This window comes from Desertivirga brevis (assembly GCF_017355835.1).
Window position 1 is genome coordinate 1251267 of the sequence record NZ_JAFEWF010000001.1, and the last position, 26067, is coordinate 1277333.

Consider the following 26067-nt stretch of genomic DNA (forward strand, 5'->3'; position numbering starts at 1 on the left):
AGTGCATGAACAACCCTATGAAATTATTTCCTGCAATTTACCTTTATACCTTTCTGGTTCTACTATTCTCTTGCAAGGAAAAAACGAAGCAACAGGTTCAAACCGGGGAAATACCTTGGTATAAAACAAGTGTGATCTACAATGTAGATATCGATGCTTTTAAAGACAGCGATGGCAGCGGAACAGGTGATTTTAAAGGTCTTACCCAAGAGCTTGATTACCTGAAATGGTTGGGTGTAAATGTCATCTGGCTCTCTCCATTTCAGCCTACTCCGGATCAGGACGATGGCTACGATGTTTCTGATTATTACACGATAGACAAGCGACTGGGAACAAAAGCCGACTTCGATTCTTTCATCTCGGAGGCAAAGAAAAGGAACATTAAGGTGGTGATGGACTTGGTGCTAAATCACACCTCCGTTGAACATCCCTGGTTTCAGCAGGCCCGAAAGGACACTACCTCTAAATATTTCTCATACTACGTTTGGTCAAAAGAACGGCCTGAGGACTGGAACAAGGGTATGGGCTTTCCGAAAGTTGAGAAGGAAACCTGGACTTTCGACAGCCTTGCAAAGCAGTATTACTTCCACCGCTTCTACACCTTTCAGCCCGATCTCAATGTCGAAAATAAGGATGTTCAGCTTGAGATGAAAAAAGCACTGCAGTACTGGTTAAAACAAGGGCTCGACGGCTACCGGCTGGACGCTGTTCCTTTTATCATTGACCTTCCTAAAACCGGTGCTGATAACCCTGAAAACAAAATTGAATTCCTTACCGAAATTAGAAAAACTGTTCAAGAGATAAAACCCGACGCTTTGCTGCTTGGTGAAGCAAACGTAGAGATCGATAAGAACATTGAATATTTTGGAGAACAGGGCGACCGCTTACAAATGATGTTCAACTTCTTTGGCAATCAGTACCTGTTCTATGCATTTGCTTCGGGAAATGTAAAAGACTTTGTGAAAGCACTGGAAGATACCAAGGAGAAACCGGTTTCGGCTCAATGGGCCTATTTCCTTCGCAATCATGACGAAATAGACTTGGGTCGCCTACCTAAAAATAAGCTGGGCTTAGTATATTCGAAATTTGCTCCCGATACCAGCATGCGTTTGTACGATCGCGGAATACGAAGACGTCTTGCTCCTATGTTCTCCAACAATAAAAAGCAATTGGAAATGGCCTACAGCCTTTTGTTTTCACTTCCCGGCACGCCTGTTATACGCTACGGCGAGGAGATTGGTATGGGCGATGATCAGAGCCTGAAGGAACGGTTGGCGGTACGCACCCCCATGCAGTGGAACCCCGGGCCGAACGCAGGCTTCTCGACGGCTAAAACTACTTTCCGGCCGCTGATAAGTCTTGGTGAGTTCAATTACAAAAAGGTGAATGTAGAAGCCCAGAAAAAGACCCCTGGCTCTCTCCTAAACTTCACCAAGAAGCTTATCGACATACGGAAACAGCATCCGGAGATAGGACTGGGAACCTGGAAGATCCTGGAAACAAAATCAGAAAGTGTGTTGGCTATCAGGTACGATTACAAAGGTAAATCCCTGATTATGATCCATAACTTCAGCGAGGAACCAGAGAAAACAAGAGTCGATACAGAAGTAAAATCAGGAAGCCTGGAGGATCTGTTTACCAAGTCAAGCCTGAAGGTTTCAGACCCTAAGCTGGATGTAAACCTTGAAGCATACGGCTATAAATGGTACAGCGTTAAGGAATGATAATTTCCATTAAGCAATTCCCCTAAGTTGCAGGCTTTCTGCTATTTGAAAGTATAAAATTCAAATCAGTAGAAAGCTTATTTAAAATTACTTCTTCCCAAAATTGGTTTCGCTTGGTTTACACCAAAGCAACCAGAACCGAGATTAAATAGTGGTGGCAAAAATAAAACGACAACCGCATCACATCTTGCAAAACTACTCTGGATCGAAACGGCACAATCTGTCAACTCATAAACAGCACCGGCCTTTTATTAATCGGCAACAAATACTTAAAAGTCCACATGTCAAATTTGGTTGAACTTTTGGCACGCTAGGCCGAATTTCTTTTTCCCCTTTTCTCAAAATTTGATTTTATAACCAATTAATCGAAATACATATGAAAAGGTGTCGGATTATCCCCGGTAAACTACTCTAAAGTTTATCCACTTTAGCTGAAATGACCAATTATTAACGAACAAACCTCGCAAACTAGGGAATGTCCTATTTCAGGTAGCTCTATTTACAATTTTTTAACCCGTATGAAAAACCGCTGTTTTTATTCCGATGGCTAGAATAAATAAGGCCATCAACAAATCCAAGTTAATTATTAACAACCATTATAGTATCTCACAATGAATAAAATTTACTTAACCAATTACAAGAAATGGAGTTTGGCCTGGGTCCAATTCCTGCTCCTTACTATGCTCCCCTTGTTAATGCCTATTGGAGTAATCGCACAGAACCGGCCTATAACAGGTACCGTTACAGACGCTAAAACCGGAGAAACCCTGGTCGGAGTTGCCATTAAAGTACAAAATAGTAATACCGGAACATCTACAGACGCCCAGGGTAAATTCAGGTTAAATGTTCCTGCAAACGCAGTTTTAATTGTATCCTATTTAGGCTATACCCCAAAAACAGTCAACACTGGAACCTCTTCTACTTTTGAAATAAAGCTTACAGCAGACAGTAAAAGCCTTGAAGAAGTAGTAGTAGTTGGATACAATACCGTAAGAAAAAAGGATCTTACCGGTGCTGTTACGCAAATAAAGCCTGATAAGATCGCCGATCAGAATCCAAATACTGTACAGGACATAATCAGGGGAACACCTGGTTTAAGCGTGGGAATGGACCCAACAGCTAAAGGTGGAGGTTCTATTCAAATTCGTGGACAACGCTCTGTTTACACAGATGGTGGTCATAATGACCCATTACTTATTCTCGACGGAACTATATTCTATGGTGAACTATCCGAAATTAATCCGGATGATATCGAACAAATAGACGTTTTAAAAGATGCTTCCGCCGCAGCTGTTTATGGTGCTAAATCTGCTAATGGTGTGCTCCTAATTACCACAAAAAAGGGTAAGGTAGGAAAGCCGAAGATTAATTTTACCAGCAACTTTGGCTTATTTACCCCAGGATCTACCCGCCAAGTATTTAGTCCGGAAGAATACATCAAGTATCGTCAGGACTGGTACACTGCTCCAACCTATGGCTTGAACACTGCCACCGGCCAATATGAAGCTTACCGTACCCCTGTTCAAGCTACAGGCAATCAGAACAGGCCAGGATTTTATGAAATGCCAACGGATGAGAACTTAGCGAAATATGGTATTACGCTTGCTCAATGGAGGGCATACACAACAGAACCCACAACTATTCCTGATCAGGAGCGATATGCGAGACGATTGTTACTTAACAATGCGCCGGTAGTTCTAAGTAACTACCTCAACGGAAAAACGTTCGACTGGTACGATCACACTTTCCAAACGGGAGTTAATCAGGATTATAACATTAGTGCATCGGGCGGGTCGGACCAAATGAACTATTATTTGTCTCTGGGGTATCTTTCGAACGAAGGTTTGACTAAGGGTAACGAATTTAGCACCATCCGTTCTAACATGAAAATTAACGGAAAGATAAATAAGTGGCTTGACCTAGGTGCAAATGTTAATTTCCAGCACAGAACAGATGCTGACCTTTCTGCTGAGTGGCAGAGACAGGTAACGCTAAACTCTCCTTTTGCAGATTATGCAGACGCTGATGGCAACCCTGTTGTTTTTCCAATGGGCGATGCTCAGGCTAACAATAGAGGTTATAATTATGACTATGATCGTCAATTTATGGACCTTGACAGGGGCTTTACAGTGTTAAATCCTATTCTTACCGCAAAGGTAAAATTGCCCTTCAAAATCAATTATTCCTTCAATGGATCTCCACGCTATCAGTATTTTCACGACCGTTACTGGGAGTCGGCTAATCACCCTGCCTGGAGGTCAACGAATGGTCTGATAAACCGCGAGCAGTCCGAGCGCTTTGATTGGTCTTTTAATAATACCTTCAACTGGCAGCACGAATTTGCAAAGAAACATCGTTTAGACCTTACATTTGTACAGGAGGCTGAACAACGACAATTTTGGCGTGACGTAATTAATGCCCGTGATATTACTCCCACCGATGCTCTTGGCTACCATGAAACCAGTCTAGGAAATAAGGACAGAAGTACATTCAATACAGACGACTCAAAAGAAACCGCTGACGGTTTACTAGGCCGCTTGTTCTATTCCTACAACGATCGTTACGCTATCACTACATCAATTCGTCGCGACGGATATTCAGCATTCGGAGCCGCCAACAGACGGGCAACTTTTTTCGCTGCAGCCTTTGCCTGGACATTTACTAACGAGAAATTCTTTAAATGGGCACCAATGAGTAATGGTAAATTAAGGATCTCATGGGGACAGAACGGAAACAGGCAGTTGGGAGACCCTTATCTTGCTCTTGCAAATCTTTCGTTGGGTGCAAACGGGGCCACAATGGGTTATTTGGATAATAGTAATAGCCTGGTACAGGCGAAGTATTTGTATATGGATCGCATGGCCAACCCGAACTTAACATGGGAAAAAACTGAGGCCTTTAACGCAGGTTTGGACTTTGACTTCCTTAATGGCCGCATCTCCGGAGCTGTTGATTATTTCATCACGCCAACGGTGGATATGATTATGAGAAGGCAACTCCAAACGTTCACTGGTTTTCCAAACATCAACATGAACCTTGGTAAAGTAGAAAACAAAGGTGTTGAACTTTCATTAAATACCGTTAATATTAAAAAGCAGGATTTCACATGGAGTTCTACTTTTGGTTTTTCAAAATATAAAAACACCATAAAACACCTTTATTATATCTATGATAACGGTGTTGAACGTGATGACCAGGGCAACAGATGGTTCATTGGCAAACCTATTGGTGCTATTTGGGACTTTAAAGTTACTGGTATCTGGCAGGCTAACGAAGCTGCCGAAGCAGCAGTTTATGGTCAGCGTCCTGGTGATCCAAAAGTTGAAAATAAGTTTACTGAGGACGATGTTAAGAATGCAAATGGAACCGTAACCCCCATCTATAATGATAAGGACAGGCAGATTTTAGGTCAGAGCAATCCTCCTGTGATGTGGTCATTACGCAATGATTTCAATTATAAAAATTTAAACTTCTCGTTTAATATGTACTCCTACTGGGGTCATAAAACACCTATCGGCATATATTTAAATCAGGACAACGCTACTTCCCTTGTAACAAATCTTGCTAATACCTGGGAAAAAAAATACTGGAGCCTGGACAACCCTACGAACGAATACGGCCGCTTAGATGCAAGGGGACCTTCTGGCGCAACAGCTCCTCCAAGGATTTATGATCGCTCTTTCATCAGGCTTGAGAATGTTACTCTGGGGTATACCCTTCCGGTGAAAGTACTTCCAATACCAGGAATAGAAAGGTTAAAAGTATTCGGAACTGTACGCAATGTGGCAGTATGGACAAAGGAGAAATTTGAATACGGTGATATCGAAACCTTTGATAACGCAACAAATCGCGATGATGCCGCCCAGCGTCAGCGGATGCAGAGAGCCGGTCTGGCTCCTAGAACCTATACTTTTGGTCTGAATGTAATTTTTTAATCCAGCACGTAATGAAAAGAAAATATAATCAAAATAGATTAGTCTCAAGATCATTAAAAGCCCTTTTGATTTTAGCAGGCGCTGCAATAACTATCACAGGATGTAAAGAGGACTTTTTGGAACCCGACCCGATATCATTTTTCGAACCAGGACCAACTTTCACCACCAAGGGTGGCCTCGACGCTGCAATTGCTACAGCCGACCGCCATTTAAGGAGCTATTGGACCAATCCTACAATCCAGGATCTTGGCCTTCCAATAAGCACAGAATATATGTTTTCTGACATGGCCGTAGCTGCGAAGACAGACGACGGAAATATACTGGCAGACATTGCCACCCGTCTAGTGCCTACAGATATGCCTGAAAGATTACGGGACCATTTTTGGCGCGAGACATTTAACGGGATTAAGTATGCCAATACTGTACTTACCTATATTGATAATGTGCCTAACATGGACGAGGCCACTAAAAACGAATACCGTGGAAGGGCGTATTTTCATCGCTCATTCCGGTACATGGCTTTGTGTTTTGAGTTTAAAGATGTACCGCTGATCACTAAGATCTTAAGTGAGCCAAAATTGAATTACAGAAGTACGAAGCGTGAAGCGATCCTTGAGAAAATAACCGCTGATATGGAAAACGCGGTGCAGTGGGTGCCAAACCAAAGTGCTATGACCCTTAAGGGACTAGTAAATAAGGGCGCTTGCCGTCAATTGCTGATTAAGTGTTACCTGGCGACAGGACAATGGGATAAAGCAATTGAACAGGCTGACATCTTAATCAATAGTTCTGGTTACTCATTGATGACGAATAACTTTGGTTCATTTATTAACCCCTACCCTGCTACCTGGCCAATTACCCGGAACGTGATATGGGATCTTCACCGGCCGGAAAATAAAGGCATAAACGCAAATACAGAAGCGATCATGGTGATGTCTAATCGCCTTTCTACTGATGCTGGATATGCAATGAATTCGATGCGTAACTGGCTTCCACTACTTGACAATCCAGGTAATTCAACTCCGGACGGAAAGCAGGCAGTAAGGTTTTTTTCAAGGCAGAACGCCAATGGGTCTGCCAATGCAAATTTCCGTGCTCAGTATGACTATGTACGTGCTCACGGTCGCGGCATTGCCCATATCCGCCCTACTTATTTCGCTCAAAAATCGCTTTGGTATGTAAATGGCGTTAATGACGAAACTGACCTCAGGCACAATACTGCTGTTGGTAACTGGGTTACCATGGAGTCATTAAAATACAATGATCCAACGAGTACCTTTTTTGGTCAAAATCTTCGTCTGCGTAATGCTGCCGGGACTCTTCTATCTACTGATACCATCCGTAACTGGTTTGACTGGCCGCATTACAAATATTACATTGAAAATCCACTTGAAACAGGCAATCCAGCGGAAATAAATCATCGTGGTGGAGCGGGTGACCTGTATCTATACCGCCTTGCCGAAACCTATCTGCTCCGTGCTGAAGCTAAGTTTTATAAAGGTGATCCAACTGCAGTAAATGATGTTAACATCATCAGGCAACGTGCGGGATGTACCCAACTATATTCTACTGTAACAATTGGCGACATTATGAATGAAAGAGCCAGGGAACTACATATGGAAGAATGGCGGTTTACAGAGTTGAGCCGTGTTTCCTATTGTCTTGCTCTTAGCGGCAAGGCTGACGAATGGGGAAACACGTATACGGTCGCCAATCTGCACCAGAACAGCTATTGGTATCAACGCATCCAACGTTACAATGATTTTTATAATAAGGGGAAAGTATCGGTAAGAGGACGTTCTTATACCATGGCTCCTCATAATATAAACTGGCCTATTCCTAATGATGATATCCAGGCAAATGGCGGAGCTGAACTCCGTCAAAATCCGGGTTATTCTGGCGGAAATACAGCTGCTCCAATTTGGGAGAAATGGCAGGACGCTTTAGCTGATGAAGACATTACTAAGTAAGTAAATACCTAAAGGGAGGCGAGTCAGCCTCCCTTTTTCTAACGTAAAATAGGCTAAATTTCCCATTTGCCTTAGTTTATCTTGCTTAGCCCCAGCAACAATTTCAACACACATACTTACCATAAGATGAAAAGAACAACTTTTATTTTTACTCTTTTGACTATAGCTTGCTTAACCTATGGTTATGCTCAAACAACACCTCGTGACAGTGTTATTCAAATCATCCATAGTGTTAACCGGTACTGGCAAACAGAGCATTCCCCGCAGCAACGGGCATTTTGGGATGTTGGTGCTTATCATACCGGCAACATGGAGGCTTATTTCCTTACCAAAGACAAAAATTACCTCCAATATTCAACCGCTTGGGCGGAGCATAATGAATGGAAAGGTGCTAAGTCTGACAATAAGGCCAATTGGAAGACTACCTACGGAGAGACTGATGATTATGTACTTTTTGGAGACTGGCAAACCTGCTTTCAAACATATGCGGACCTTTACTTTTTAGAAAAGAAAAAATACAAGGTAGCGCGTGCCCGTGAAGTGATGGAATATCAGATGAACACCCCTAAAAAAGACTATTGGCATTGGGTTGATGCGCTTTATATGGTGATGCCGGTGATGACCAAGATGTACAAAGTGACCAAAAACGAACAATATCTTGAAAAGCTACACGAATATCTTAGCGCGTGCGATAGCATGATGTACGACAAAGAAGCAGGCTTCTATTTTCGGGATATGAAGTATTTGTATCCAAAGCATAAAACAGCCAGCGGTAAAAAGGATTTCTGGGCACGGGGAAACGGATGGGCATTTGCTGCCTATGCAAAAGTGCTAAAGGACCTGCCTGAAGGAAACAAGTATCGCGCTGACTATATAAAACGCTTCCAAACCATTGCTCAGTCACTCGCTGCTAGTCAACAACCCCAAGGGTACTGGACAAGGAGTCTTTTAGACCCAGCCCAGGCCCCTGGACCTGAAACAAGCGGCACAGCGTTTTTCACCTATGGCTTGTTATGGGGAATAAACAACGGTGTTCTGGACAAAGCAACGTTTGAGCCAGTTGTAAAAAAGTCATGGCAATATCTCAGCAAAACGGCTTTACAACCTGGTGGCAAAGTTGGGTACATACAGCCTATCGGAGAGAAAGCAATCCCGGGACAAATCGTTGATGCTAATTCAACTCATGATTTTGGAGTAGGTGCATTTCTTTTAGCGGCCTGTGAGCAAGCGCGCTATTTGGAGAACAATAATTAGATGAGCAAATGAACCTAATTAAAAAAACATTCGTACTTGCCTGCATCTATTTGATATCACAAAGCAGCATTGCCTGGGCACAGCGGAAACAACAGGAATCAAAGAATGACAGGCAGATCTGGACAGATATAACTTACCGTATGGCCGAACCTGTGCTTCGAAATATGAGCGAAGGCAAACTGCAAGAAAAAATGGCCCTTGAGCTTAGCCCAACCTGGGATGGCAGGAACAAGCGGGTTTCTTATATGGAAGCGTTCGGCCGGTTAATGGCTGGTATTGCCCCATGGATTGCCCTTCCTGAGGACGATACACGGGAAGGAAAACAACGTAAGCAACTTAAAGATTGGGCGTTAAAAAGTTATGCTAACGCGGTGGATCCAGGGAGCAAAGACCGACTTCAATGGGAAGGAAGTGCTCAAACTCTTGTAGATGCAGCCTTTCTTGCCGAAAGCTTTCTACGTGGCTATGATGCACTTTGGATGCCGCTAGATCCAGCAACCAAACAGCTTTATATCAAAGAGTTTACTAATTTACGCAAGATAAATCCACCGTATAGCAACTGGCTACTATTTTCAGCCACCATTGAGGTCTTTCTCCGCAAGGCCAACGCAAATGCCGATGAATACCGTATCAGCTCGGCCTTGAGGAAAGTAAATGAGTGGTACATTGGAGATGGCTGGTATTCTGATGGGCCAGACTTTGCATTCGACTATTACAACAGTTTTGTTATTCAACCCATGTACTTTGAAACACTGGAAGAGTTAACAGATAAAGGCAAAACTAGAAAGCAATGGGCAGGCTGCAGTTATGAGGTTGCAACGACACGAATGCAAAGGTATGGGGTGATTCTCGAACGTCTTGTCTCACCTGAAGGCGCCTTCCCGGTATTTGGACGGTCAATTACCTATCGTACAGCTGTATTACAGCCCTTGGCCTTACTCGCTTGGAAGGAAGCCCTTCCTAAAGAGCTATCTAATGGGCAGGTACGCGCAGCCATGACCGCTGTTATCCAGCGGATGTTCAGAGACAAGCAAAATTATAATGAGAACGGTTATCTTACCCTTGGCTTCAATGGTAAGCAACCGAACGTCTCAAATTCGTACACGAACAATGGTAGTCTGTATCTCGCGGCTGCAGCTTTTCTGCCTTTAGGGCTTCCAGTTACCCATCCTTTCTGGACAAGTCCAGCACAGTCCTGGACTTCGAAAAAAGCCTGGGAAGGGGAAGATTTCCCGCAAGACCATACCTATCATGAATTTAAAGGGCTACATTAAAATTATTCATCATAATATCTTTTAATTGGTTAAAGTCGGCCCTCTCATAGGGCTGGCTTTTTTGCTTTCCGAAGTCCTCCAACCGTGTTGAAAAAAGAATGAAATAAAATGATTAATTATATACTTTTAAATGATAGATACCAAGTCCTTTTTTCTCGGCAAATGCGCAATAACCAATTAGTAGTCTACCAGCTTGTTGTAATCCTGTTTTTCCTTACCAAAAGTTTACCAGCCATAAGTCAGAGCTACTTTTTAAACCACTACCAGGTAGAACAGGGGTTGTCAAATAACGCCGTTCTATCGATGATTCAAGATAGAAGTGGCTTTATGTGGTTTGGTACAAAAGACGGGCTCAATCGCTTTGACGGGTATCGTTTCAAAATATTCAGAACAAACGAGGACCTACAGGGAAGTATCGGAAATAATTCAATTTACAGTTTAAAAGAGGATAAAAATGGGACCCTTTGGGTTGGAACTGTGGAAGGATTGTATAGCTATAATCCCGCTAATGAAAAATTTAAGGTTACACCAGGAACTGAAGGAATTTGGATACGAGCAATAAATGAGGATAAAGAAGGTAATCTTTGGTATATCAGTAATTACACTCTACAAAAATATACTAGAAAAACGGGTAAAATCACTAAATATGGCCAACCTGATTCTGTCCGCGTTACAGATATTTGCTTTCTATCAAATGGTGATCTGTGGCTTTCGGCGGGGGATGGCAGTATCAGAAAGTTCGATCAGCGACATAAGTCGTTCTCAATACATACATTGATCCCTTCTCATCATGCGGGCGATCGATGGCTGGCCGGCATTCAGGAGGTGACCAACAACAAGATCCTTGTATTAAATAGTGACAGGCACCTTTTTCTGTTCGAAACCAGAACAGGCACGAGTAAAAAAGTCCGTATTCCATATTCCAAAGGCCAAAACCTATTTTTGAGAAGCTTCCTTAAAGTCTCAGAAGAGGAAATTTGGATTGCGAGCGAGTTTGGGATCTTTATATACAACCCTTCAACAGGCGAGTTCCGTAACTTTCAGAAGAGACAGGATGATAGATACTCTCTTAGTGATAACGCCGTGCATACCCTATACAAAGACAAGGAGGGCGGTGTTTGGGTTGGTACTTATTTTGGAGGATTAGATTATTATCCAGGGCTATATAGATGGTTCAAAAGGTACAGCCCTCGGATTGGTGAAAATTCCTTAAGCGGTAACGTGGTGAGGGGGTTAAAAGAAGATAGGTTTGGCAACATCTGGATCGGGACAGAAGATGCGGGACTGAACAAGTTCAACCCCAAAACCGGTTTGTTTACACATTTTCGCGCTGGGACCTCTGAAGAAGCTATTTCACATAACAATGTTCAGGCTATGCTTATTTCCGAGGATAAATTATGGGTAAGTACGCTTCGCAACGGTCTGGATATAATAGATATTTCTACCGGCAGAGTTATTAAAAAATACAAGATGGGGCCTAAGAGTGGCCTAAAATCGGATTTCATTTATAATTTGTACGAAACAGCTACCGGAGAAAAGTTAGCAGGTACAGCTGAAGGGCTATATTACTATAATAAAAAAACTGATCAGTTCGAGTTAATAAATGAGGTGCCTGCTAAGGCCTGGTATTCCTCTATTATGGAAGATGGTAAGGGAGGGATCTATGCAGGAACATTCGGCAAAGGGCTGTTTTATTACAACAAACAGACCGGGGAGCGAAAGCATTATAAACACACAAGGAATAACCGGGGCACCTTAAGTAATAACTGGGTAAATGTATGCTTTAAGGATAGAAAAGGAAATTGCTGGTTTGGCACAAATAACGGCCTATGTCGACTGGAGGCCCCGGGCGGTAAAATGGTTAGGTATGGTATCAAACAGCAGTTTCCGAGTAATTACATAGTGAGTATTCAGGAAGATGACCGGGGCGCTCTTTGGATAGGGACTACCAAAGGAATGGTGCGGTTCCTTCCACATAACGGCAATGTGGAGGTGTTCAATAAATCAAAAGGCCTTATTTCTGATCAGTTTAATTTCGGTTCCTCTCTGAAAGCCCTGGATGGAAGGCTATTTTTCGGATGTTTAAAAGGCCTTGTAGCATTTGATCCAAATGAATTTCGGCAGGACACCCGAATCCCTCCCCTTTTTATCACAGCATTTGAAGTAAATACTTCAAATGTTCAGGTAGAGGGAACAATCGAATTTCTGAAAAAATCGGTAAGCTTTATTGACAGGGTGCAATTGAATTACAAGCAATCAGACTTTAATGTTGAACTGGCGGGGCTGAGTTTTGCAAGTCCCCAAATTCAAAAATATGCTTTTAAACTAGAGGGACTTTCGAAACAATGGACTTTTTTAGATCGGACAAGAAAGGTGTTTTTTACCAACGTTCCGCCCGGAACTTATGTTTTTAAAGCAAAGGTTTGTAATAGCTCAGGGCTTTGGAGTAGCGAGCAAAAATTACTCACTATCCAGGTTTTACCACCATGGTGGAAAAGTAAGGTTGCCTTAGTGCTTTATTTTATCTGCATTATTTTACTTATTATGCTCGGGTTAAAAATTTATCACAGACAAGTAGGGCTAAAAAATCGGCGCAAATTAGAAAAGCTGGCAGTAACCAAGGAAAAAGAAATGTTAGAGTCAAAAATGGAGTTCTTCATTAACGTTGCTCATGAAATCCGAACTCCTTTAACGCTGATAAAGGTTCCTTTACCTCGCCTTTTACGAGTTACGCGTGATATTCCGGAAATTGCAAAAAGCGTAGAAACAATAAGTAGAAACACCGAGCGCCTGATTGAACTGACCAACCAGCTCCTTGATCTTAGGCAAACCGAAATTTCTAAATTTAAGCTAAACCTAAAGATAGATAGGATCGATAAAATCCTTAAAACTGCGTGTGGCAATTTCTCCAGTCTCGCGGAACAAGAAAATATTATATTTTCGCTTATCTTACCTCAATCACCAGTTTCCTGTTTGACTGACCTCGACTCACTTAACAAGATCTTATCAAACCTTCTGAGCAATGCAGTCAAATACGCTGAAAGCAAGGTAGAAGTACAATTGAACGTAAGCAATCTAAGAAATGAGTTTTCTATTTCTGTAATAAATGATGGAATGCTAATACCGGAAGTTCTACACGAAAAAATATTTGAACCGTTTTTTCGCTTGAAGGAACATGAAACATACAATGGAACAGGAATAGGCCTTTCCCTGGCACGCTCTCTTGCAGAGCTTCTTGGAGGAGAATTGACCTATGGAATTGTCTCTGGACTAAACCAATTTACGCTTACCCTCCCATTACAATTAACGGAGGTTAAAGAAGTAAAAAGTAACAAAAGCACAGTTTAACAAATGGACAATAAAGCAACTATTCTTCTAATTGACGACAATGAGGAAATATTGGAGACCGTGTCTGCAGAGTTATCGGATCTTTACAAAATATTGACTGCCGTCGATGGTAAGGAGGGACTAGAAATCCTATCACAGGAAGCGGTTCAGCTGGTAATCAGTGACATTATGATGCCAGTGATGGACGGGTATGAACTATGCCGTCAAATCAAGTCCAACTTCAACTACAGTCACATTCCAGTAATCCTGTTAACTGCTAAGAACACTTTAAAATCTAAAATACAGGGACTGGAACAAGGGGCGGATGCTTACATTGAAAAGCCCTTTGATATAGAATATCTACTGGTCCAGGTCGCCAATTTGCTCGCAAACAGAAGTAAGCTTCGTAACTATTTCACTCAATCACCCCTAACCCACATTAAAAGTATTGCTCATTCAAAATCGGATGAACGTTTTCTGGAACAATTGAAGACCGAGATCTTTTCCAGGTTAGGCAATGAGGATCTAGAAATAGAACATCTGGCAGCAACATTCAATATGAGTCGAACCACTTTCTTTAGAAAAATAAAAGCCCTTTCGGGTCTTACTCCTGTAGAATTTATTAACCTTACAAGGCTTAAGAAAGCTGCCGAATTGCTGGCTGAGGACGAATACAAAATTTTTGAGATAGCCTTCATGGTAGGGTTTGGTTCTCAAACAAGCTTTGGAAGGAGTTTTACCCGTCAGTTTGGTATTACACCAAGTGAGTTTCAAAAGCGGAAACGGGAAGAGATAGGATTGTAAAGTTATCTGGGGTATCCTGGCCCTTCTGCTCTACCCTATCGTAGTGTATTGGGACTATAAGAAAAAGGCAGCACACCTTAAGCATCAGGTATCGTAATTAGGTTTAGCCAGCCAGGTTGTCTTTTTCATACTACCCATGGTTTTGATTTTGTTTAAACCAAAGCCACGAGTTCCCGTTAGGAAATAGTGGTTGGCAAAAATAAACGCCAACCCATTACATCTCGCTTAATTGAATTTATGAAAAACAAAACTCTATCTTTTACTTCCTTAATGGCGGTAATACTGTATTGTTCCCTGGTATTATCTGCTTGTTCGAAAAAGGTGACATTTAATCCTTCTTCCATTGTCCCGGCGGCACAAGGCTATGCGAAAATCAAAAAGGATGAAAATAAGAACTACTCTATATCTATAAGTATTGAGAATCTGGCAAGTCCGGACAAGTTACAGCCACCAAGAAACGTATATGTAGCCTGGATAGATACAGAAAATAATGGGACAAAAAACATAGGACAGCTTAAAAGTTCTTCGGGCTTTTTCACCAGCGCTCTTAGCGGTGAATTAACTACCGTAACTCCTTACAAGCCGACCCGCGTTTTTATCACTGCAGAAGAACGAGCAACTATTGATCGTCCAAATATGGGTGCTGTACTTGTTACCAGGGAATTTTAAGATTCTAAGAATGCTTTTGAAATAAGAAAGAACAGGCTTCAACCAGGTTGAGGCCTGTTCTTTTATATACAACACCTAATTAAAAGACTGCCGAAATTCCATTCACTTCCGCCTTACTGGAACTTCCCTCCAATTTTATAGCTGCTAGAAAAGAGCAAGAAAATCAATGCTAGTAATAGAAGCATATTCTTCCTGCAATTTGGTATTCCTTATGTCTACTTCGACGGTAACATCGCATCTTTACTTTAAATTGCAAAACAAACGTTAATTTGTACACCTCGGGATAACATATGTTAGATATCAAAAAACGAGCAGCCTGTCGACCGCAAGTGGAAGGGCGAAGATATGGTAGTAGAGCAAATTGCACAGGTAATTAAAATAAGGAAGCTTCATAACAAATGGTAGGTTTGACAATTCTAATAGAAAATTTAAGAGGTTAAGGGTTAAACAAAGATGGATAGTACTATAGAAAAAGGGGGCACATCACTGATTCTCCAGAATGCCCTTTTAAACGCCCCGTATCCTATTGTGGTTTTAGAGGGAGTTGCACTGCGAATCTCCTACATCAACGATGCTTTGCTCCAAATATGGGGTAAAAGCAGAGAGGTTATAGGAAAATGTCTTTTAGAAGCTTTACCCGAACTTGCAGAGCAAGCTCTTCCCACATTGCTGAACAAAGTTCTCGATACAGGCGTTACCCTTACACAGAAGGAGGCATTGACGCTCCTTACCAAAGATGGGGTAACTCAAGAGGCGTTCTTTGACTACACCTATAGCCCGATCAATGATAACGCAGGGATGGTTGTTGGTATCCTGGGCATTTACAAAGATGTAACCGAGGGTGTTATTGCAAAGAAAAGATTTGAAGATGTTGAGCGAAAGTTCAGGAATGTAGTGCTACAGGCACCCGTTGCAATGGCAATTTTAAATGGCCCTAATTTCGTTATTGAAACGGCTAACGACAAAAGTTTGGAAATGTGGCAGAGAGGCTCATCTGTCTTAGGCAAACCAATAGCAGAGGTCTTCCCTGAATATGTCGGGCAGGGAATTGTTAATATCTTAACTACAGTTTTTACAACTGCCGAGCCTTTCTTTGGCAGTGAGGTTCCTTTCGAAATAGCAGAGGAAGGGCGGCTTAGGACTATATACTCGAATTTCGTTTACCAACCGGTGTTTGAAAATGGAGCAGTAACTTCAATTATTGCAATTGGATATGATGTTACCGACCTTGTGCTTGAAAGAAAAAAGGCTCAGGATAGAGGCGCTTTGTTAGAGTACTTAAATAAGGCAGGCAACGAACTCGCGCTTTCTTTAGACACCAAATCCGCCTTAGAAAAAATATCCCGGCTTATCGTCCCGAAGTTTGCAGATTTCTTTACTATCAATATAATCAAAGAGGAGACTATTGAACTGTTGTATGTAGCCCACCAGGATCCTGAATATGTTAAGCTCTCTTATGATTTAAGGAAGAAGAAACCTATTACCATAAATGGTAACAGCTATACAGCTACTACCATCAGAAGCGGTAAGTCATCCTTGATCTCTGTTATAACTAACGAGATTTTAGAGGCAGTTATACCTGATAAGGAACAAGTAGAACTTCTTAAAACCCTTAATTTACGTTCTTCCATACTTGTACCTTTTTATGTTAGAGATCAAATTACTGGCTGCATTAACCTCCTTTCAACAACAGATGGGCGATATTTTAATGAGGAGGATCTACAGTTTGCCAAAGACTTTGCTACAAGAATAGCACTAACTCTTGAAAATGCCAGATTGCATGAAGAACAACAGCAGGCCCTTAAAGACAACAAGCGTTTACTAAGAGAAGTAGAATTTGAACGAAACAGGTTCGAAGCTGTCATAAAGCAGATGCCCGGAGCAGTAGTCATAGCTGAAGCTCCATTGGGAAAAATAGTTTTTGCTAATGAGAAGTTAAACGAAGTATGGGGATTCCCTCCGCAAGAATCAGGAAACATTGAACAGTATGATAAACGGGTAGGATTCCATCCCGACGGGAAACCATATCAAAAACAAGATTGGCCGGCAATGCGCTCTATCTTAAGAGGAGAATTTGTTACTGATGAAGACGTAGAAATTGTTAGAGGAGACGGTAAGTCGGCTATATTACGAATGAGCTCTGCTCCCATTAAGGATAATTCAGGGGAGATTACGGCAGCTGTTGTAATTTGCCTTGATGTTACACAGTTAAAGGATGCAATCCGTAGTCGGGACGAGTTCTTGTCAATAGCCTCGCATGAACTTAAAACTCCATTAACCACCCTCACTGCATCTCTACAGATGTTGATGCGTATTTATGAGAAAGAGCCCCTCTCAAACGCCATCGCGGGCCTAATTACCAGTTCCAATAGGAGCGCCGGCAAGTTAGGGGGATTGGTAAGGGAGCTTTTAAGTGTTTCGGCAATCCAGGCCGGACAACTAAGCTTGAATAAAAAATGGTTTAAGATCTCCAAATTAATTGAGGACTGCTCACAACATATAACCATAGCAGGAACTCATACCTTTGTTGTTAATGGCGATTCAACACTAAATGTATTTGCCGATGAAAATCGAATCGAGCAGATCATTGTTAATTTCATCAGCAATGCAGTTAAGTTCTCTCCCAGGTCATCCGAAATACAACTGTTGGTAGAGACGCTGGACAATAAGGTAAAAATTTCCGTTACAGACCAGGGCATAGGTATTGAGGAGGAGAAACTGCCGCGTCTATTCAAGCGGTTTTACAGAGCTGACCTGTCAGGGCAGTACTCTGGAATGGGTTTAGGGCTTTATATTTCATCCGAAATAATACGACTGCATGGCGGAGAAATTGGCGTAGAATCCAAAAAGGGAGAAGGTTCTACCTTCTGGTTTTCACTCCCTATTGAAGGGTAAACTGTTCACAGTTGTCAACGGTAGCCTCTTGGGGGAAACAATTCTAGAATATTAGAGGTTAAAATTTTAATCAAGAGCTCTACAATTGAAATTTCACATCATTCACACTACATCATATTCTTACAGTAATGATGTATTCCTGTCGCCGCAGACTCTCCGGTTGAAACCTACCAGCCATATTCACGCTGTTATTAAAGACTATAAACTGAGCTGTCAACCACAGCCTAAAAGTATTCATTGGCTTCAGGACGCTTTTGGAAACAGCCTTGCCCGTATAATCTTTCCAGGTAGCCTTAACTCTTTAACTATTAATATTTCTTTTAATATTGAACCTAAAGACTTCGATCCTTTCGATTTTTATCTCGAAGATTACGCAATGACCTTCCCTTTCAACTACGAGCCGGAAACCCGAAAGGCCTTATGCGCCTACTTCGAAATCGCTGACTCCGGACCATTTTTAAAACTCTTTTTGGAGGGACTGAATTTAAAGGATATCTCCACGGTTAACTTTTTGGTGCAGACTAACAAGAGTGTTTTTCAAAACATCGCCTACACTGAAAGAGAGGAAGCCGGAGTTCAGACGTGTGAGGATTCTTTGTCTGGTAAAACCGGAAGCTGCCGGGATGTTGCCTGGCTGCTGGTTCAGGTATTCCGGCACTTAAACATTGCTGCACGGTTTGTTTCCGGCTACCTTCTTGAATCCGGAGAAGGGATAACTGACCGTATCTCTCTTCACGCCTGGACAGAAGTTTTCCTTCCGGGAGCAGGGTGGATTGGTTTAGATCCTACGACTGGTCTATTCGCAGGCCCGGGGCATATTCCTCTCGCTGTTAGTTCCAACCCATCAGATGCCGCGCCTATATCAGGTAGAGTGAGTGAATGCAAGTCAACACTTAGTTTTTCAAGCACTATAGAGCGGCTTCAGGATTATTAGTGCCTTCTTCTGAGTATGCATCGAATAAAATACCTATACCAGTGTGAGTGCCGCTTTACACCCCTCCAGAACCAACACTAACAATATTCCTTTTACTTTGAACCTACTTTGATTTTCGCCAGCTCCATTGCCTTTTTCATATCTACAATGCCATAACCGTAAGGTAACGCAGGGTTACTTGCCCTATCGGCCGACTTACGTATTATCTCCAATAGATCATTATTAGTGAGTTCGGGATAGGCTTGCCATAGGCAAGCTACTAATCCACAGACGATCGGACTGGCATAGGATGTACCGCTTCTATTTTCGGCAGTGCCAGATGTATTGATTACACTTGCACCTCCACCTAAAGCCATCACATCCGGTTTGATACGGCCATCAACGGTCATTCCCCATGAAGTAAAGCTGTCCTTGCTACTTTTGTCATTAACAGACCCAAGCGTTAGTACACCAGGGGAATCGGCAGGTGCACCTACCCATTTATTTTCGTTCCCTGCACAGTTTACAATAAAGATTCCCTTTTTAAAGGCCATATTTGCCGCCTTGGTAGAGAAAGCAGTTTTACCATCCATATCATCAGCAGTATATCCCTTGGTGTAATACGAATTAAAGCCGTCGCTATAATATAGGGAAGAGTTAACCAAATCTACGCCCGCACTGTCTGCAAATTCTATTGCGCTGGTCCAGTAATCCTCTTCTATTGGATATTCAGTATCACTATCCTCTGTACGAAGTAACCAATAATTCGCCTCTGGAGCAGTACCTACATATCTTCCAGGTTTATTTACAGCCATACATGAGGTAACCCAAATCCCATGGGAGTCTATACTATAGGGATCGTCATTTTCATATACAAAAGATTTTGCGCCCTTAATATGGATGTTGCTAAAGGCTGGATTATTTTTCAGGTTTAAGAAACCCGCATCAATAACAGCAATGTCTATTCCCGCACCTTTGAAGCCTTCCTGATGAAGTGCTTCTCCCTTTACTAAGTTTATATTTAGCGCTGCCGATCCGTAGTCAATTGATGTACCTAAATTGCTTGAACTTCCTGCCTGCGGACTATCTACATATTTGGAGACATTTGAAACCTTTTTCCTTTTGCCCACATATACCAATTTGACATCCTTCACAAAGGGCAAAGTTTTGTACTTGTCTATAAGAAATTGATCCTGAACGTTTATGGTCACGGTATTCAGCCACTTACTTTGGGCAACGATGGTACCTCCAAGTTCGGTTATCGCCTTTAAATACTGTTTAGATATAGGTAAGTCAGTTTCATCAATGGGAATCCCTCTCCTACGGCGCCTTTCAATGGCTTTATCGGAAAGGAACGCACCAGGATTGCCTACCGAAAAATCCGATTTACCCTTATCGGTTAAGATAAGCCTGAATTTATAATCATTCCCATCTGTTACGATGATCTTGCATTTTGCTTCAATCTTTTCATTAACCAGTTTTGCATAAACATAAGTAGTTCCAGCTCCTTTTGGCCATACAATTCCTTTAGTGGTTACTTCAGCAATACGCGGGTTTTCTACACGCCATTCTACACTATCCGGCGTTCCTTCCGGAATATTCTCGACAATGACCTCGAGACGAGTGCCGACATAGGGAATGTTTTCCATAATTACACTGTCCAACATTACTCGAATGGTAGGATTGGGCTTTTCCGGCTCTTCTGGTATTTCGTTTTTTTTACATGCAACCAGACAAAAAAGAGAAAGGAATAAGGCTTTTAGTAGGTAACTCGCGTAAGATTTCATTTAAGATGTAGTTGTGACCTGGTTTTTCGAACAAACCTATTGAGAACAAAGGTAATATATATATTGATCAATGCGGTATCTTATGCTGATCAGCCGACTTTTTTGTTTTTTAAGATTTGGGAAATAAGGACAAAAAGCGGCTTTCAATTTAAGTCAATTTCATCAATAAGATTACTTCACTTATATCTTGGCAACAATAATTAGTCCTGTTGACCAATTCATCCTTGTTAATCTTATATCGTTTCGATCTGCCAGGTAAGATATTAAACGGTCAACATTACTTTGATGTCCTTCCGGCCAGTTTGCCTGGGGAAGCATGTCGTCAATAATGTAAAATCCACCCGTCTTGAGTAAATTCAAAGTCTCGTCTAGCGTTTCATATTTCCCCGGCCAAGCATCAGCAAATATTAGATCAAACTTCTTATCCTGATTACTTTTAATCCAAACGTTTCCATCCTCGCAAACAATACTTACTCTTAAATCTTGGTGAAAATGCTTTTTTGCTATCGCCAGATAAACTTCGCTATTGTCAATTGATATAACATAAGAATCTTGATCCATTGCCTCCACTATCCAGGAAAGAGAAAGCCCAGTCCCTGTACCAAGTTCTAAAAATCGCCCCTTCGGCTTACTAGTCACTAAAGTCCGTAACAAGCTGCCCGTCTGTAAGTCGGAAGGCATTGAAAAATTAATGTTGGTTGATTCTCTTTGTATTGATAGGTAATTTTCTGGTAAGATAATGCTATTGTCGTTCATTTACTTGTGATCTTGGGGTAGAAAAATTATAGGTTACTAAAAATGGAGCTTGTTTTACTTGCATAGATACGAAATATCGCGGATTTAGCGAATGTCATGAGATGTTTTTGAAAACACTATTCTATGATAGATTTGGGATACAGTCTTCTAATGTTATTCCATGAGATATTCGTTGCAATCTGATTATGGAATTATGTAAATTGGTGCATCTACGACTAAAACCTGGAAATTGAAAAAACTAAAGCTGATATTGAAAGATCCTTGTTCAGAGAGCTGGGATACCATGCTGCAAACTAACAAAGGGCGCTTTTGTGAAAGCTGTGAAAAACACATTGTAGACCTCACTTCCAAGTCAGATGAAGAGATTATTCAATTTTTTAAAAGAAAAAAGGAAAATGTATGTGGACGTGTGTCGGCCAGTCAGCTTAATCGTGATTTAGTGCTAATGCCTCCAAAAGCGAGTTGGCACTGGTTACTTCCTCTTGCTGTGGGCGCAATTGCGTCTACTCCAACCCTGGCAAACGAATTGAGACCAGTAATAGTAAATCACGATCACGCATCTCCTTTACCTCCGGCTTATGTCGAGTCTGCTATTAAAGCTCCCATACCGTTGGATACCATTAGCGGGATAGTGGTCGATGAACGAACAGGTAAACCCTTGAAACAGGTGAAGATAAGACAGAAGGGTTTCGAAAATGTGCTGGCCTTAACTGACAGTAACGGTAAATTTAAGTTAAGCACAAAGGAAGGAACTGTGGCAACTGCATATACCTTCGAGTTGAGCGGATATTTCCTGTTCGAGGCTCACCTAAACGATGGTATAGTGATTAAACTGCCAGTTGAACGAACCTTTATGTTAGGTGGAATATCAACTATATCTGTAAATCAGGAGCCTTTGTACTTAGTTTACGTTAATAAAAAAAGTTGTGTTATAGACGCAGCCAAATTCAATGAGATACCGCCTGAATGGATAGAAAAACTAGAGGTATTAAAGGATGCTAAGGCAACTGCTATTTATGGCTCTAAAGCTGCAAATGGAGCAATACTGATCGAAATTAAAAAAGCATATGCGAAGAAATTCGATCTTTAACCTGAGGGCGTTTTAGGTGTCTAAAAAATGGATGAAAATGCATTATGTAAAATTCAAATTCCGATAAAAATCAGACACTCCTTGTTCTTGGTACTAAATCACATTGCGTAGCAAGTAACTGTTTAATTTTTACCATTTTTAAAGCATGGACAATCTGGAAAAATCGGTGCCCAACCTGAGCTTATCGTTCAATAAAATTGATCCTTCTTTTTCTATAAGAGAGATTGAGAAGCCTGATTACTACTTGATTTTAATGGTTAAACAGGTATCAGGTTCCTACTCGATTGACTTCATACAATACAGTTTTCAGCCGAATAGCATCATCATAATTTCGAAAAATCAAAACGCTCAGTTCCACTTCGAGGGAGATGATCAGCAGTTTATTGCCCTTACTTTTATGGCCGACTTAGTAAAGAACTCGGATGAGAAGGTTTTAAAAATGCTTTCTTTTTGCATACGGGAGCATTACGAAGGAAAACAAGTGCTGAAAATTGGCGACGCAGATTTTAAATATCTCGAAAAGCTGAGCGAACAGCTATACGACATAAACGTCAATTTACCTGAGGAAATTAAAACTGCCTCATGTTTTCATTTTCTCCAGCTCATCCTTATCTATTGTGCAAATCTTTACTCCAGGCAATCTGCCGACTTGGTCCAAGGTTATACCCAAGTAGTCGGAGATTTTACTACTTTGCTTGAGTCGAATTTTCGAAATACACAAAAAGTAAACTTCTATACTGATACTTTAAATCTTACGTACAATTCACTTGCCCGCTATACAAGTAATTATTGCAACAAAACTCCTAAGGAGATCATTACCGAACGTTTGGTGTTAGAGATTAAACGTCTTCTTGCCGGAACTAAAACTCCAATCAAAGAAATTTCCTATCACCTGGGCTTCGATGAACCCACAAACATGGTGAAGTACTTCAAAAAGTTTACTGGCATTACCCCATCAGAATTTCGGCAACAAAGTAAAAATTACCATTCCTTGTAAAGTTTTCACCTTTACCCGCTATGTTTTGCAAGCGACCTTTGCTTCATACAAAACATAGAAATTATGCCATATATCAACATCAAGGTCACGGATACAGGTGTTACCCCTGAACAAAAGGCTCAACTCATTGCGGGAGCTACAGAATTACTTGTCAAAGTGCTTAACAAGAAGCCGGAAACCACTTTTGTGATAATCGATGAAATCAATACCGACAACTGGGGAATCGGACACAAGCAAGTTTCGGAACTATAAGGCTAAACACATGAAAACGATAATTATCACCGGCGCTTCGAGCGGAATTGGAAAAGGGATAGCCAGGCTGTTTATAGCCCAAAACTGGAACGTGCTTCTAAACTCCTCATCGGAGGAAAAATTGAAAAGAGCATTTGAAGAATTTGGATCGCCTGCTAATACTATTTTGGTAGCTGGCGACATTGGCGAAAAAAGTACTGGAGAAAAGCTGGTTGAGGCTGCACTTCAACACTTTGGAACTGTAGATGTGCTTGTGAACAATGCAGGTATCTTTGAGCCAAAACCCTTTTTGGATGTCGAAGAAAATGACCTGGATAAGTTCTTCAAAACGAATGTGAAAGGAACCTACTTTACCTCGCAGGCTGCAATAAAAGCTATGCTGCCGAAAAATGAGGGGCTCATTATCAATATCGGTACTGTTCTGGTAGATCATGCCATAGCGGGATTTCCTGCCACCGCCCCGCTCATTAGCAAAGGCGGAGTTCACGCCCTAACTAAACAGCTCGCTGCAGAATTTGGAAAAAATAACATCCGGGTAAATACTATTGCTCCGGGTATAATCCGGTCTCCTCTACAATCAAAAATTGGAGTAGAAGATGCCGACTCATTAGCCGGCTTGCACCTGCTAAACCGAATCGGGGAAGTAGAAGATATTGCCAATGCTTGTCTTTATCTGGCCAACAGCAATTTTGTAACTGGTATAACTTTAAACGTAGACGGCGGGCACGTAGCCGGCCATTAATTTAATATGGAAAATCAAAATTTCTTAGAGATTCAGCACGTGCTGGATCTCTATTTTGAAGGTGTATACCGTGGGGATATTGAAAGGCTTAAGCAGGCGTTTCATCCCAAAGCTCTGTTGTTCGGCGAGGTGAATCAAAGCCCCTATTTTAAAACGCTGGAAGAATACCTGGATATAATTAAAAATCGTGAAAGTCCCGCAGAACTGAGGGAAGAGTTTAACATGGAGGCTTATGCCATTGAGATTTTAGGAAGCCTGGCTATAGCAAAAGCCAGTCTGCGGATGCTAAATTATGATTACCGTGACTTTTTGTCTTTGGTTAAGTTAGATGGCCGCTGGCAGATAGTAAATAAGAGTTTCACGAATATTTGAAGCACCTCGTATTCGCAATGCTTAGAGGTACCCTATAAAAACTCTGGATATACCTTTATCTAACGTTGAAGCAATTTCAACAGCGATAGAACCGTAAGCCGGACGGCAACTTCAGCTAGCCGGACTTACGGTTTTAAAACCGAGCCATTACTGGCAATAATTGCAGAATGTAGAAAAATCTTAAAAACAATGGCTGTATGACCGTAACAAAAAACCTTATTTGTTACCTGAAAACCTAAATGACGGATTTTAAGGCATATTAATATTAAATTACACTCATCAAAGTGATTCGGCTTACAATCCCATTAAAGAATGAACCCTGTTGAACAATTACAATCTATTTTAGCTGATCGATATATATCAGAAGACGGAGATGAATATCAGGTTGAGCTCAAAGCAGGCTTAACAGACTCGCAAATAGATGAACTAGAAAAGAGACTTCCCGGGAACAAAATACCAGATGAGATAAGAACGCTACTAAAATTCGCTAGGGGGTTTAAGCTTTACGTACTCTAATCTGAATAAGGTTTAATTCTATCTTAACATTCATCATTTAGCTTTGCTGGCAAATGAATGTTTTAACAGATAAGGAGCTGCTGCAAGATATTTCAGCCGGAAACAAGGCCGCTTTTAACATTTTATTCAGCCGCTATTGGAAGCCACTGTTCTCATTTGTTTATCAACTTTGTAAAAACGAGGAAGACACGAAAGACATTGTACAGGATGTGTTCGTGTATATGTGGAACCATCGCGAACAAGTGTTTGCCGAAAATTCAATTCTTCCTTACCTCAATACGATCGCTAAAAATGCTGTCATGTCATCCTTCCGCAAGAATAAAGTACGATTGAATGGCGCCGAACTGCTAATAGCTGATCTCCAGCAGGATGTCCGGAGTGATGAGCAACTGCTGTTGAACGAAATGCGCGAAGGTATCGAAACAGAACTATCAAAAATGCCTGCTAATATGCGCAGCTGTTTTCAACTTAGCCGTTTCGAAGATCTATCTATACGCGAAATAGCAGCAAAGCTTGGCCTGTCAGAACAAACTGTAAAAAACAACATTTCAGAGGCTTTAAAGCGTTTACGCGTAAGCGTTGCAGAGAGATCTATTCTATATCTGACCCTTATCATTGCCGGAGCCATTACCTAATATTAACGAAAGCTTAACTGCTCGGTAAAGTACTTTTGGGCCATCAAAGCGCTTTAAGGTTGAATGGAACAAAAAGACCGAGACAAAATTAAAGAGCATTTCAAAGCTTATCAGGACGATTCATCCAAGCCCGCACAAAGGGAGATAATCGATCG

Annotated in this window: 18 protein-coding genes; 16 read left to right on the plus strand and 2 right to left on the minus strand. The window is 41.4% G+C overall.

Annotated features, from left to right (window positions below; translation table 11 throughout):
* Positions 1-17: 17 nt before the first annotated feature.
* From J4N25_RS05495 to J4N25_RS05540, 10 genes are all read left to right on the plus strand, one after another.
* Complete coding sequence (locus J4N25_RS05495) at positions 18-1724, plus strand: alpha-amylase family protein (protein WP_207421138.1); 1707 nt, start codon at positions 18-20, stop codon at positions 1722-1724.
* A gap of 611 nt (positions 1725-2335) precedes the next feature.
* A complete protein-coding gene (locus J4N25_RS05500; protein WP_207421139.1) occupies positions 2336-5659 on the plus strand; it encodes a SusC/RagA family TonB-linked outer membrane protein in 3324 nt (1107 codons plus the stop codon).
* A gap of 11 nt (positions 5660-5670) precedes the next feature.
* Positions 5671-7629 carry a RagB/SusD family nutrient uptake outer membrane protein gene (locus J4N25_RS05505; RefSeq protein WP_207421140.1) on the plus strand — a complete coding sequence of 653 codons (1959 nt, stop codon included), beginning with the start codon at positions 5671-5673 and terminating at the stop codon, positions 7627-7629.
* 126 nt (positions 7630-7755) lie between these two features.
* Entirely contained in the window at positions 7756-8883 is a 1128-nt protein-coding gene (locus J4N25_RS05510) for a glycoside hydrolase family 88/105 protein (RefSeq protein WP_207421141.1), read from the plus strand.
* A gap of 8 nt (positions 8884-8891) precedes the next feature.
* A complete protein-coding gene (locus tag J4N25_RS05515) occupies positions 8892-10157 on the plus strand; it encodes a DUF2264 domain-containing protein (RefSeq protein ID WP_207421142.1) in 1266 nt (421 codons plus the stop codon).
* A 162-nt stretch (positions 10158-10319) separates the two neighbouring features.
* On the plus strand, positions 10320-13505 hold the full coding sequence (locus J4N25_RS05520; protein WP_207421143.1) for a ligand-binding sensor domain-containing protein: 3186 nt from the start codon (positions 10320-10322) through the stop codon (positions 13503-13505).
* Between the two features lie 3 nt (positions 13506-13508).
* On the plus strand, positions 13509-14288 hold the full coding sequence (locus J4N25_RS05525) for a response regulator transcription factor (protein ID WP_207421144.1): 780 nt from the start codon (positions 13509-13511) through the stop codon (positions 14286-14288).
* Between the two features lie 237 nt (positions 14289-14525).
* Positions 14526-14957, plus strand: a complete 432-nt coding sequence (locus J4N25_RS05530) for a hypothetical protein (protein WP_242695781.1) — start codon at positions 14526-14528, stop codon at positions 14955-14957.
* A 453-nt stretch (positions 14958-15410) separates the two neighbouring features.
* Positions 15411-17852: an ATP-binding protein gene (locus J4N25_RS05535; protein ID WP_207421145.1), complete on the plus strand. Its 2442-nt coding sequence runs from the start codon at positions 15411-15413 to the stop codon at positions 17850-17852.
* An 85-nt stretch (positions 17853-17937) separates the two neighbouring features.
* Positions 17938-18786: a transglutaminase family protein gene (locus J4N25_RS05540; protein ID WP_207421146.1), complete on the plus strand. Its 849-nt coding sequence runs from the start codon at positions 17938-17940 to the stop codon at positions 18784-18786.
* Between the two features lie 92 nt (positions 18787-18878).
* On the opposite strand, the gene J4N25_RS05545 is transcribed toward J4N25_RS05540, so the two are convergent.
* A complete protein-coding gene (locus J4N25_RS05545; RefSeq protein ID WP_207421147.1) occupies positions 18879-20552 on the minus strand; it encodes a S8 family peptidase in 1674 nt (557 codons plus the stop codon).
* Between the two features lie 180 nt (positions 20553-20732).
* Positions 20733-21308: an O-methyltransferase gene (locus J4N25_RS05550; protein WP_207421148.1), complete on the minus strand. Its 576-nt coding sequence runs from the start codon at positions 21306-21308 to the stop codon at positions 20733-20735.
* A 229-nt stretch (positions 21309-21537) separates the two neighbouring features.
* Here J4N25_RS05550 and J4N25_RS05555 point away from each other — a divergent pair, with 229 nt between their 5' ends.
* The 6 genes from J4N25_RS05555 (at position 21538) to J4N25_RS05580 (ending at position 25912) form a co-directional block, all read left to right on the plus strand.
* Positions 21538-22398: a peptidase associated/transthyretin-like domain-containing protein gene (locus J4N25_RS05555; protein ID WP_207421149.1), complete on the plus strand. Its 861-nt coding sequence runs from the start codon at positions 21538-21540 to the stop codon at positions 22396-22398.
* Between the two features lie 145 nt (positions 22399-22543).
* Complete coding sequence (locus J4N25_RS05560; protein WP_207421150.1) at positions 22544-23395, plus strand: helix-turn-helix domain-containing protein; 852 nt, start codon at positions 22544-22546, stop codon at positions 23393-23395.
* 63 nt (positions 23396-23458) lie between these two features.
* Positions 23459-23647 (plus strand): tautomerase family protein, encoded by a 189-nt coding sequence (locus J4N25_RS05565; protein WP_207421151.1) that lies wholly within the window; start codon positions 23459-23461, stop codon positions 23645-23647.
* A 10-nt stretch (positions 23648-23657) separates the two neighbouring features.
* On the plus strand, positions 23658-24389 hold the full coding sequence (locus tag J4N25_RS05570) for an SDR family NAD(P)-dependent oxidoreductase (RefSeq protein ID WP_207421152.1): 732 nt from the start codon (positions 23658-23660) through the stop codon (positions 24387-24389).
* A gap of 6 nt (positions 24390-24395) precedes the next feature.
* Complete coding sequence (locus tag J4N25_RS05575; RefSeq protein WP_207421153.1) at positions 24396-24761, plus strand: nuclear transport factor 2 family protein; 366 nt, start codon at positions 24396-24398, stop codon at positions 24759-24761.
* A 569-nt stretch (positions 24762-25330) separates the two neighbouring features.
* Positions 25331-25912 carry an RNA polymerase sigma factor gene (locus tag J4N25_RS05580; RefSeq protein WP_207421154.1) on the plus strand — a complete coding sequence of 194 codons (582 nt, stop codon included), beginning with the start codon at positions 25331-25333 and terminating at the stop codon, positions 25910-25912.
* Positions 25913-26067 lie beyond the last annotated feature (155 nt).